The sequence below is a fragment of the Streptomyces sp. NPDC057638 genome (assembly GCF_042800315.1).
Classification (GTDB): Bacteria; Actinomycetota; Actinomycetes; order Streptomycetales; family Streptomycetaceae; genus Streptomyces.
Map to the genome: position 1 here is coordinate 1 of NZ_JBHVHF010000261.1, position 11,687 is coordinate 11,687.

Genomic DNA, 11,687 nt, shown 5'->3' on the forward strand with positions numbered 1-11,687 from the left:
TCCTGATACTCCGCCGCCACCAGCGCCGCACCTACCGCGAGCGCCGTAGCCGGCGCGAGCGGGGCGAACGCGGCATACGGCGCTGACCCGCCCGCTCACACCGCGTCCGGCACCGCCCCGCCGCCCACGCGTCCGGGCCCGCACAAGGCCGGCGCCCCCCGGCGTCGGCCGAGGGGCGCTGGTGGTGCTGTCCCGGTGAGGTGGGGGGCGGCGGCTCAGGCCGCGAGATCGCGCTCCCGGCGCCCACGGCCCCGGGAGCCGGACATCTCCACCGGCTCGGCCCGCCCGGCCCCGGCACCCGGCGCATGGACCAGGACACCCGCCGTGCGGGAACCGGCTATCGCCGATACCAGCGGGGTGAGCAGGGCCATCGCCACCGGCGCGAGCAGCAGGGTGATCGCCGTACCGAGGGCGAAACCGCCGATGACGTCGGTCGGGTAGTGCACACCCATGTAGATCCGCAGGAAGCCCTCGGCGAAGGCGAGCGCGAGCGCGCCGAGGCCGAGCTTGCGGTGGACGAGGAAGATGCCGACCGCCAGGGCCATGGCCATCGTCGAGTGGTCGCTGACGAACGAGAAGTCCGTCTTGCCGGAGACCAGGACCTCCAGGTCCTTGTGGTCCACGAAGGGGCGTGGTCGCTCCACGAAGCCCCGGATGGGGATGTTGACGATCACGGCGAGCGCGGCGGCGAGCGGCGCCCAGGCGAGCCCGGCGACGGCGGTGACGGCGTCCTCGCGCGCGGCCTGGCGGCGCGCGACCCACCAGCTCAGCAGTCCGACGATGGCGAGCCCGGCCATGATGCCGTACTCACCGATGAAACCCATGACGCTGTCGACCCAGGGCGGGGCCGCCTTGGAGAGGCCGTTGATGTCGTAGAGCAGGCTGACATCGGGGCCCGATCCTCCGCCCGCCTCCGCGAGTGGGATCCCCGTGGTGACTCCAGCCATCTACTCCGGCCCCTTAGCCTTGTGTCGCCTTCCGGCGTGTGCCTGTCGGTTCGCGATCGGTGCGCGGTCGGCGCGCGAGGGCGGTCCGCCCACGGGAAGCCGCGCGCAGCCACGACGGCGACCGCCCGGCGCCCGGCCGGGAGGCCGACGCATGATGGGCGTCCGCTCTGGAGGGAGAACGCCCCGCCTCGCCCGGACGTTCCACTCTCCACCGAACGATCACCATGACGTTATCGAAGAGAAATACGTCACCGCAGCTCAGGCCCTGTCACCAGCGAAAGGTTCCGGCCGTGTCACGATGCCGGACGCCTCGTCAGACGCGGGTACCCGGCACCGAGGCGCCTCGTCAGACGCGGTATCCGGCACCAGGGCACCTCGTCAGGCGCGGCGGGCGACCCCCCGGGAGTCGAAGTCCGGCAGGGACTTCGCGCCCTCCTCGGTCACCCGGGTGGCGCCGAAGTAGTCCGGGGTGTCGATCTTGTCGAAGCGGATCACGGCACCGGGCCGCGGCGCGTTGATCATGTAACCGCCGCCGACGTAGATGCCGACATGGCGGATGGCCCGGGAGTTGGTGAGGTCGTCGGAGAAGAAGACCAGGTCACCGGGGAGCAGCTCCTCACGGGAGGGGTGCGGGCCCGCGTTGTACTGGTCGTTGGCGACCCGGGGAAGTCCGATCCCCACCGAGTCGTAGGCGGCCTGCGTCAGTCCGGAGCAGTCGAAGCGTCCGCGCTGCCCAGGGGTGCCGGTGCCGCCCCAGAGATAGGGCGTGCCGAGCTTCTGCTGGGCGTAGGAGATCGCCCCGGCCGCCTGCCGCGAGGGATCGACCCGCCCGACCGGCCGGGCGAAGCTCTTCTCCAGACCGCGGATGATCTTCACATAGTGCTGGGTCTCCTTGTACGGGGGCACACCGCCGTACTTGATGACGGCGTACGGGCCCGCGTTGTACGCGGCGAGCATGTTGCTGGTGGGGTCGCCCGGCGCCTTCTTGACGTACTGGGCCAGCGCGCAGTCGTAGGACGCGGCGGAGGGGATCGCGTCGGCCGGGTCCCAGACATCGCGGTCACCGTCCTTGTCCCCGTCGATGCCGTGGGTGGCCCAGGTGCCGGGGATGAACTGCGCGATGCCCTGGGCGGCGGCATGGCTCTGCGCCCGGGGGTTCCAGCCGCTCTCCTGGTAGAGCTGTGCGGCCAGCAGCGCGGGGTTGAGCGACGGGCAGAGATTGCCCCAGGTCTGCACCAGCTGCTGATAGCGGGCGGGAACGGCGCCCTTCGCCAGCGCCACGGCGCCGTTCTTGCCCCCGCCGCCGAAGAGCCCCGAGGCGGCGGTGAGCGTGCCGACGACGAGCAGCGCGATGAACGCCAGGCTCAGCCCGAAGCAGATCCCCGCGATCAGCCAGGCCTTACGCACCGTCAGCCACCCTTCACTCCTGGGGAGTACGCCTCGCGTCAGTGTAGGTGGGCGTTCTGTGCGGCACGAGGTGCCCGAGCCGCCCGCCGCCCACCCCGGCGCCGCCTCCGGCCGGCGGGCCGGGGCTCCCGCGTCCGCGCACGCGCCCCCTCACTCCGTACCCCTTCCTGACGACACGTCGGACGCGTCACCCAGGAAGCGCTCCGCACACGGCACAGAGGAGACGCGCGGACGACGCACGCGTCCCGGTCGCGCGGTCAGGGTTTACGGGCGACCGCGCCGAACATCGCGACCTCGGGCGGCGGGGCCTCGGGCCGGGGCGGGCGCCAGTGGGAGCAGGAGACGAGACCGGGAGGCACCATCTCCATGCCGTCGAAGTAGCGCGCGACCTGGTCGGGGGTGCGCTGGGTGAGCCGGGGCGTGCCGTGCTCGTTCCAGAAGGCGACGGCCGCGTCCACCTCCGGCATCGCCGGGCTGGTGATGGTGTGCGAGAGCACCAGGAAGCTGCCGGGCGCCAGGGCGTCCATGACCTGCCGTACGACGTCGTACGACTCCTCGTGGTCCTGGATGAAGATGACGACGCCGAGCAGCATCAGGGCGACGGGCTCGGTCAGGTCGAGGGTCGCGGCGGCGCGTTCCAGGATGGTGTCGACATCGCGTAAGTCGGCGTCGAGGTAGTCGGTCCGCCCCTGAGGGGAGCTGGTGAGCAGCGCGCGGGCGTGGGCGAGGACGAGGGGGTCGTTGTCGACGTAGACGACCCGGGCGCCGGGGGCGGCGCGCTGGGCGACCTCGTGGGTGTTGTCGGCGCTCGGCAGCCCGGTGCCGATGTCAAGGAACTGGCGGACCCCCTCCTCGGTGACCAGATGGTGCACGGCCCGGCCGAGGAAGAGGCGGTCGGCGCGGGCGTACTCCCCGATACCGGGATGGATCTCCCGGATCTGGTCGCCCGCCTGGCGGTCGACGGGGTAGTTGTCCTTACCACCAAGCCAGTAGTTCCAGATACGGGCGGTGTGGGGACGCGTCGTGTCGATCCGGTCGCGTATGCGCTCGTTCTCCGTCACGGCGGTCACCCTAGCCAAACGGAATCACCAGGGAAGGGGCTTGACGTAACGTTTCCCATCGCCCCCGCCGAATGATGACAAGGCGCGCCCGAAACGTGAGGAGCGCCCCAATGGTGGAACAACAACAGTCATTGCCCGGAGTCACACAGCGTGATACACAGAGTGACGGTACGACTCCGAACGGTGGAAAGATCCACTTCTCCGCAGGTCAGGGGGGTGGCATCGGTCATACGTGCGGAGATCGGGTAAAGAGACCCGCCAAGTCGGCTTACGAGGGCGGCTTCATCAGCGAAGATAGAGCGATGACCCATGCCGACCGGCACGGGTGGCTAACCAACCGACAGGGGCGGTGAGTTACAGATGATCCTGGCAGCGGAAAAGGGCGACATCAACACCATCATTGGCGGAATCGCCCCGGACTGGGGACCCTTCGGCAGCCTGGGCAACGAGGCCCGGGTGATGATCGAAGTGGTGATGGCGGTGGCCATCCTGATCTGCCTCGGCATCGCCATCTGGGGCGCGGCCAAACAGCGCATCGGCGCGACGGCGCTGCGTGACACCTTCAGCGCGGAACAGGGCAAGGGACTGATCGTCGCCGGGCTCGCCGGTGTGTTCATCATCGGATCTCTGGGGACAGTGTTCACGATTGTGTACGGGATGGCGGTCTGACCCGCCCTCATCCCACCCGTCCGCCCCTCTACTCCGCGAGCCCCCCGGCCCCCCGAAGGTTGCGTCCCCCTGATGCCGAGTCACCACCCCGCGCCCGCCCGGAACGCAGCGCGGCTACCGTCGTCGTACGGCGGTACGCCGTGCGCCGCGGCGCCGACCGCGTACGGCACGGAACCGCGTCAGGACCACGGAGGGGGCGGAGGGGGCCACCCCCGGCGGAGTGAGGGGACACAGGCGACATGAGCCTCGGCGACGAGCGCGGCTACCGCGACACCGGCGGCCACCCTGACGACGGCCACGGCGGCTTCGGCGGCACCGGACAGACCCGGACCCGGCTGCCCGGCCCCACCGACCCCGACGGCCACGGCCCACGCGGCGGCCGCCCGCGCCCCTCACGCCCGGTCATCGGGTTCGTCGCCGTGATCGTTCTGCTGTTCGCGGCCATCGTCCTCGTCAACCGGGGCGGCGAGGAGGACAAGGGACCGGGCGGCTCCGCCGCGGGCCCCCGGCCCGAGTCGACGGCGGCCAGCGGGGTCAAGCCCGTCACGGGCAAGACGGGCTCCATCCCCACCGGGTACGCACGGGACACGCAGGGCGCCCAGAGCGCCGCCGCGAACTATGTGGTCGCGCTCGGCTCCGACGGGATGTACGACAAGGAACAGCGCGACCGTATCGTCGCCACCGTCTACGCACCGGCCGTGGTGAAGGCCCGCCAGGAAGCCCTGGGACGGATCTACTCGGGCCGTGACTTCCTCGCCGGCGTCGGGCTGCGCCCGGACGGCACGGCACCGAGCGGAATGACCATGGTCACCCGCTACAACCCGCTGGGCGCCAAGGTGGAACGGTTCGGCCAGAACGCGGCGACCGTCTCCGTCTGGTACTCGGCGCTCTTCGGACTGGCCGGGGAGAACTCCAAGAACCCGGTCACCCAGAGCTGGCACACCAACACACTCCAGTTGACCTGGGTCGGCGGCGACTGGAAGGTCGCCGACTTCACCCAGAAGGACGGGCCGGTTCCCGTCGGTCGCGACCAGACCGCTTCCGGGGCCGAGGAGATGGCCGAGGCCGTCGAGAAGTTCGGAGGGTTCACGTATGCCCGCTAGCCGCCGTGCGCCCTCCGCCGGGGCCCGCCGTCTCCTCGCGGTGGGGGGTGCGCTCGCCTCCCTCCAGGCCACCGTGGTCCTGCTGGCGTCACACGCCGCCGCCGAACCCACCCCGTCGCCATCGGGCAGTCCGAGCCCCACCCCCAGCGGCAACAACGACGACTGCCGCTATCTCAGCGGTGCGGCCCGGCGGTACTGCGAGGACGGCGAAGGAGCGAGCCGCTCCCCCGCCAACGACCCCACCTCCGCCGCCGACCCCCTCGGCGCCCTCGGCCGCGCCTGCACCGACGCCGCCGCCTGGACGGTGGAGACGCTCTCCAAGGCGGTGAAGTCCACCGCCACCGTCGACTTCACCAACACCACCTTCCTCTCCCAGTACGCGGTCGTCTTCGCCGCCGCCACCGTCCTCACCCTGCTCCTGTGGCTGCTGGCCATCGCCAAGCGCGCCATGCGCGGTGTCCCCGTGCTCACGGCGATCTCCGAGGCCATCGGCTACCTCTGGCTCACCGTCCTCGCCTCCGCCTTCACCCCGCTGATCCTCTACACCCTGGTCTCCGCCACCGACAGCATCACCGAGGTCATCGCGGGCGGCACCGCCGCCGAGACGGACCGGTTCTTCGGCAGCTTCTCCGCCGCCCTCAAACAGGGCAACGACATCGGCGGCGGGCCGATCATGCAGATCGTCGTCTCCCTGGTCACCATCGTCGCGGCGGGCGTGCTCTACCTGGAGCTGTTCATCCGCGCGATCGTGCTCTACGTGGGCGCGCTGCTCGGTGTGGTCGTGTACTCCGGCCTCGTCGACAAGAACATGTGGGGCAACATCCGCCGCTGGGCCGGACTCATGATCGCGATCATCCTGGTCAAACCGGTCATCGCCATCGTCCTCGGCCTCGCGGGCGCGCTCACCGACACCAGCGACTCCGACTCGATCTCCTCGATCGTCTCCGGGCTCGCCATCATCATCCTGGCCATCATCGCCTCCGCGATGATCTACCGCTTCGTCCCCGGCTTCGGTGACGAGATCGTCGCCTCCCGCAACAACCGCCTCCAGGGCGGGGTCGAGAACCGCGCCGCCGCCGTCATCAGCTCCCCCGCCGCCCTGGTCTCACAGGGCATCAAGACCCACGGGGTACGGGGGAACGCGGGCGGCCAGGACGGCGGATCCAGCGCCTCCGCCGCCCCTCCGCCCAACAACGCCATCGGGGGCGGGGTCGCCGCCCACAGCAGCCGCCCCACCGGCCCCGCGGGCGGCCAGGGAGCCGTGGCCCCACCACCCCGTAGCGGCCCGGGGCCGCATGGCAACCGCAATACCACCGGCACGGGAGGAGGAGGGCGTTGAGCACCCAGTCCCATCCCATCGCGCCCCGCCGCACCTATCTCATCGGCCGCGCCCGGCCGAACGCGATCATCGGCAAGAACCGGGAGACCGGCGAGATCGCGCTCATCGTCATCGGCGCGTTCCTCGGCATGATGAGCGGGCTGCTGATCCCCGTCCTCTCCGCGCGCATCGCCCTGCTGGTGGGCTTCCCGATGATCGCCCTGGCCGCGGTGTACGTCCCGTACAAACACCGCACCTTCTACAAGTGGTTCGAGATCAACCGCAGCTTCAAGCGGACCGTGCGCGGCACGAGCGTCTACCGCTCCGGCGCCGCCGAGGCGGGCACCCGGCTCGACGGGCGGGAGATCGAGGTCGGACCGCCGCCCGGCATCGGACGGATCAGCTGGCTCGCGGCCCCCTTCGGGCCGGACGAGATCGCCGTCCTCCTCCACGCCGACCGCCGCACCGTCACCGCCGCCATCGAGATCGAGGGCCCGGGCGTCGGACTGCGCGACAGCGAGGACCAGGAGGCCCTCGTCGACCGCTTCGGCACACTGCTGCAACACGTCGCCAATGGAGACGGGTTCGTCACCCGCCTCCAGATGCTGGCGCGCACCCTGCCCGCCGACCCCGACGCCCACGCCAAGGACGTCTCCCAGCGCGGCGACCCGCACTCCCCCATCTGGCTGCGCGACTCCTACGAGCAGCTCCAGTCGATGGTGTCCACCTCCAGCGAGCAGCACCGCGCCTACCTCGTCGCCTGTATGCACTACACCCGCGAGCTCGCCGCCGAGGCCCACGCCATGGCGCGCGCCTCGCGCGCGACCACCCGGGGCCGCCGGCTCGACAAGGACGCGGGGCTGGCCGTGGTGATGGCACGTGAGCTGACCGACATCTGCGCCCGTCTCGCCGAGGCCGACATCCGCGTCCGCCAGCCCCTCGGCCAGGGGCGGCTCGCCTCGCTGGTCCACTCGATGTACGACCCGGACCACCCGATCGACCACATCCAGGCCATGACCAAGCGGAACGCCTGGCCCGCCGAACTCGACGCCACCGAGCCCACCTATCTCCAGGCCAAGACCCGCGAGTCCTCCACCCGTGCCCCCTGGTGCCACGCCACCGCCTGGGTGAAGGAGTGGCCCATGACCCCGGTCGGCGTCAACTTCCTCGCCCCGCTGCTCGTCCACACCCCCGACGTGATCCGCACGGTCGCCGTCACCATGGACCTGGAGCCCACCGAGGTCGCCATCGAGCGGATGCTCACCGAGAAGACCAACGACGAGGCCGACGCCAGCCGCGCCGCCAAGATGAACCGTACGGTCGACCCCCGGGACATCGCCGCCCACGGCCGTCTCGACCAACGGGGTGAAGATCTCGCCAGCGGTGCCGCCGGGGTCAACCTCGTCGGGTACATCACGGTGTCGTCCCGCTCCCCCGAGGCGCTGGCCCGGGACAAGCGCACGATCAGGGCCTCAGCCGGAAAGTCGTATCTCAAGCTGGAGTGGTGCGACCGCGAGCACCACCGGGCCTTTGTGAACACGCTGCCGTTCGCGACCGGCATCCGCCGTTAGGGGCCCTGATCCGATGCGAGATCCGCTGACCGCCCTCACCGAGGCGTTCACGTCGTTCCTGTTCGGCAAGGTCGAGACGGTCCGGCCGTCCGTCCGTACCTCCACGGGTCAGGCCCAGGCCGTCTACCTGCCGACCGCCGCCCCCGGCCTCGGCGACTCGGGCGTGATCATCGGACGTGAGGTCTACAGCGGCAAGGGCTATATCTACGACCCGTTCCAGCTCTACGGCCAGCAGCTGCCCGCACCCCACTGGCTCGTCCTCGGGGAGTCCGGCAACGGCAAGTCGGCCCTGGAGAAGACGTACGTCCTGCGCCAGCTCCGCTTCCGCGACCGCCAGGTCGTCGTCCTCGACGCCCAGGGCGAGGACGGCGTCGGCGAGTGGAATCTGATCGCCCAGCAGCTGGGGATAACCCCCATCCGGCTGGACCCGATGACCGCGCTCGACGGCGGGATCCGGCTCAACCCCCTGGATCCGTCGATCACCACCACCGGGCAGCTCGCCCTGCTGCGCACCATCATCGAGGTCGCGATGGGCCATGGTCTCGACGAACGCTCCGGCTTCGCGCTCAAGGTCGCGCACGCCTTCGTCAACGAGACCATCACCAACCGCCAGCCCGTCCTCACCGACATCGTGGAGCAGTTGCGCCACCCCGAGGCCGAGTCGGCCGAGGCGATGAACGTCGATATAGACGACGTCCGCGCCTGGGGCCTCGATGTCGCCCTCGTCCTCGACCGGCTGGTCGACGGCGATCTACGCGGCATGTTCGACGGCCCCACGACCGTCGGTATCGACCTCGACGCCCCCCTGATCGTCTTCGACCTCTCCCATATCGACCGCAACTCCATCGCCATGCCCATCCTCATGGCGATCGTCGGCGTCTGGCTGGAACACACCTGGATCCGCCCCGACCGCAAGAAGCGGATCTTCCTGGTCGAAGAGGCGTGGCACATCATCAACAGCCCCTTCGTCGCCCAGCTCTTCCAGCGGCTGCTCAAGTTCGGCCGCCGCCTCGGCCTCTCCTTCGTCGCCGTCGTCCACCATCTCTCCGATGTCGTCGACGGCGCGGCCGCCCGCGAGGCCGCCGCCATCCTCAAGATGGCGTCCACCCGCACCATCTACGCCCAGAAGGCCGACGAGGCCCGCGCCACCGGCCGGGTCCTCGGGCTGCCCCGCTGGGCGGTGGAGATCATCCCGACCCTCACTCCCGGCATCGCCGTCTGGGACGTCAACGGCAATGTCCAGGTCGTCAAACACCTGATCACCGAGGCCGAACGCCCTCTGGTCTTCACCGACCGCGCCATGACCGAGTCCGCCACCCCCGTCCTGCCGCCCGACCTCGCCGCCGCCGAGTGGGAGACCGAGCAGCGCGCCGCCCTCATCGAACGCCAGCGCCACGACGACGCCCCGCATATGCAGTACCCGGCACCGGCCACCGACTCCTCCGAGTCCACGGTCGCCTGACATGCCCTCCCCCACCCCCGGCCCCTCCGGCCGCCGCCCGGCGGACCGCCGTCGGAGGTACGGATACGGATACGAGGGCGCCCACCGCCCCCGCCACGGTCCTCCGCACCACGCGGGCCACCGGGGCGATCACTACGGCCCCGAGCCGGGCGGGCGGGGCGGAGGCGTTCCCGACGGGCTGCTCATCGGTGTCGTCGGCCTGGTCGCGAGCCTGCTCGTCATGGTGTGGACGGCCACCGGGCTGGCGGGGCTGCTGGCGCATGGCGCCTGGCCCACGGGGGTCACCCTCCCTCGTACGCCCCTGGCCTTGCGCTCCCTGGTCTCGGCACCCGCCGACCTCGCGGCCGCCTGGCCCGCCACACCGGCGGCGGACCTTTCGGGCTACGGCCTGTTCTGGGGGCTGGTCATCGGCGAGGCGATGCTCCTCCTGGTGCTGGCGATCTTCCTGCTGGGCACCCTGGCCCGCTGGAGGTCGGTCCGCGCGGCCCGCCACGAGGCCTCCGCCGCCGGGCCCGCGAAGCGGATGGACAGGGAACGGACGGACGGGGCGGACGGTGAGGGAGCCACGGCCCAGGACGCCCCCGCGCCCGTGTCACCGGCCGTCCTGGAGCCGGCACCCCTGACGCCACCGGCGCCCGAACCCGTCCCACCAGCCCCGCGTACCCCCGAGAACGGAGCGGCAGCCGACGGGGGCCCGGGGCCCACCGACATCGTCATGCCCGTGCCACCGCCGCGCGCCCCCCGGCTGCTCTACGGCGATCCGGCCGCCCGACGGCCCTCCGCCGTCCGTGCCGTGCTGGAGGCCGAGGGCCCGGCCCTCGTCATCACCTCCGACCCGACCGTCTGGGACGAGACCAAGGACACCCGCGCCAAACTCGGCCCGGTCCTGGTCTATGACCCGGGGCACCTCTGCGACACCCCCGCCCGGCTCCACTGGTCCCCGACGGCCCACTGTGAGCGGGTGGAGACGGCCGCGGCCCGCGCCGCCGCCCTGCTCGCCCCCGTCCGCCCCCGCGCCCTCCTGGACGCGGCCATGGCCGACACCGCCGAGACCCTGCTGCGCTGCTGGCTCCACGCCGCCGCCGTGGACGGCCGCCCCTTCAAGCAGGTCCACCGCTGGGCCGGCGGCTCGGGCGCCCAGGAGGCCGTACGGATCCTCCGGACCAGCCCCAAGGCCGCGAGCGGCCAGGCCGGGCTGCTGGAGTCCGCGCTCACCGCCTACCCGGAACGCCGCGAGCTGGCCCAGCAGTTGGTCGCCCGCACGCTATCCAGTCTCTCTTCGGTACATATCCGTCAAGCTTGCACACCGAACCGAAATGATTCGCTCATTCTGGAATCATTTGTGAACGAAGGGGGAACCCTCTACGTAGTGGGCGAGTCCATCGAGGACCCGAAGTCCCAGCCCGGAGCGATGCCGTTGCTGACCGCTCTGGCGTCAGACGTGGTCGAGCACGGCCGCCGCATGGCCGCACGGTCATCCTCCGGCCGGCTCGACCCACCACTGACCCTCGTGCTCGACGATGTGGCCGCGGTCGCCCCGCTCCCCGCCCTCCCGGAGCTCCTCACCACCGGCCCCGCCCTCGGCCTCCCCACCCTGGCCCTCCTCCGCTCCCCCGAACAGGCCCGCGCCCGCTGGCAGGAGCCCCTCCCTCAGTAGCCGTACGGAGGTGAGGAGAGCCCCCTCCGCCATGCCCCCCGGGACAGCGCGCTCAGCCATCCGGCATCCGTCATCCGTTTCCGGGCATGAAAAAAGGGGCCTCATCACGAGACCCCTCAACCAGCACAGGGAAACCGAACCACCTGTAACAGGAAAACCGCCAGTGGACGCATATACGCCTTGGGCCCCGGACAGAAACTGTCCAGGGCCCAAGGTCTTCAATATTAGTTCGGCGGCGTCCTACTCTCCCACAGGGTCCCCCCTGCAGTACCATCGGCGCTGTGAGGCTTAGCTTCCGGGTTCGGAATGTAACCGGGCGTTTCCCTCACGCTATAACCACCGAAACACTATAAAACCAACCAACCGGCATAACGGTCTGGTTCGTGGTTTCAGAACCAACACAGTGGACGCGAGCAACTGAGGACAAGCCCTCGGCCTATTAGTACCGGTCACCTTCACCAGTTACCTGGCTTCCAGATCCGGCCTATCAAC

The 11,687-nt window shown here is 70.8% G+C and carries 9 protein-coding genes and 1 rRNA gene; 6 read left to right on the forward strand and 4 right to left on the reverse strand.

The window, feature by feature from the left end; translation table 11 throughout:
• Positions 1-215 precede the first annotated feature (215 nt).
• The 3 genes from ACFVIM_RS27045 to ACFVIM_RS27055 form a co-directional block, all read right to left on the reverse strand.
• The gene (locus ACFVIM_RS27045; RefSeq protein WP_384306364.1) at positions 216-947 is read right to left on the reverse strand and encodes a phosphatase PAP2 family protein; all 732 of its coding nucleotides are present in this window, start codon (positions 945-947) and stop codon (positions 216-218) included.
• 378 nt (positions 948-1,325) lie between these two features.
• A complete protein-coding gene (locus tag ACFVIM_RS27050; protein ID WP_384306367.1) occupies positions 1,326-2,354 on the reverse strand; it encodes an NlpC/P60 family protein in 1,029 nt (342 codons plus the stop codon).
• Positions 2,355-2,611: 257 nt separating this feature from the next.
• Positions 2,612-3,415 carry an SAM-dependent methyltransferase gene (locus ACFVIM_RS27055; protein ID WP_384306370.1) on the reverse strand — a complete coding sequence of 268 codons (804 nt, stop codon included), beginning with the start codon at positions 3,413-3,415 and terminating at the stop codon, positions 2,612-2,614.
• Between the two features lie 360 nt (positions 3,416-3,775).
• Here ACFVIM_RS27055 and ACFVIM_RS27060 point away from each other — a divergent pair, with 360 nt between their 5' ends.
• The 6 genes from ACFVIM_RS27060 to ACFVIM_RS27085 all read left to right on the forward strand — a co-directional run bounded on the left by ACFVIM_RS27060 (position 3,776) and on the right by ACFVIM_RS27085 (position 11,195).
• A complete protein-coding gene (locus ACFVIM_RS27060) occupies positions 3,776-4,084 on the forward strand; it encodes a hypothetical protein (RefSeq protein WP_384306373.1) in 309 nt (102 codons plus the stop codon).
• A 239-nt stretch (positions 4,085-4,323) separates the two neighbouring features.
• Complete coding sequence (locus ACFVIM_RS27065) at positions 4,324-5,187, forward strand: hypothetical protein (RefSeq protein ID WP_384306376.1); 864 nt, start codon at positions 4,324-4,326, stop codon at positions 5,185-5,187.
• Positions 5,177-6,526, forward strand: a complete 1,350-nt coding sequence (locus ACFVIM_RS27070) for a hypothetical protein (protein ID WP_384306379.1) — start codon at positions 5,177-5,179, stop codon at positions 6,524-6,526. The genes ACFVIM_RS27065 and ACFVIM_RS27070 overlap by 11 nt, the downstream gene beginning before the upstream one ends.
• Positions 6,523-8,076: an SCO6880 family protein gene (locus ACFVIM_RS27075; protein ID WP_384306381.1), complete on the forward strand. Its 1,554-nt coding sequence runs from the start codon at positions 6,523-6,525 to the stop codon at positions 8,074-8,076. Before ACFVIM_RS27070 ends, ACFVIM_RS27075 begins: the two co-directional genes overlap by 4 nt.
• A gap of 13 nt (positions 8,077-8,089) precedes the next feature.
• Complete coding sequence (locus ACFVIM_RS27080) at positions 8,090-9,538, forward strand: ATP-binding protein (RefSeq protein WP_384306384.1); 1,449 nt, start codon at positions 8,090-8,092, stop codon at positions 9,536-9,538.
• A 1-nt stretch (position 9,539) separates the two neighbouring features.
• Positions 9,540-11,195: a type VI secretion protein gene (locus tag ACFVIM_RS27085; protein WP_384306387.1), complete on the forward strand. Its 1,656-nt coding sequence runs from the start codon at positions 9,540-9,542 to the stop codon at positions 11,193-11,195.
• Positions 11,196-11,422: 227 nt separating this feature from the next.
• Here the strand turns inward: ACFVIM_RS27085 and rrf are convergent.
• Positions 11,423-11,539, reverse strand: a 5S ribosomal RNA gene (gene rrf, locus ACFVIM_RS27090).
• Positions 11,540-11,687: the final 148 nt, after the last annotated feature.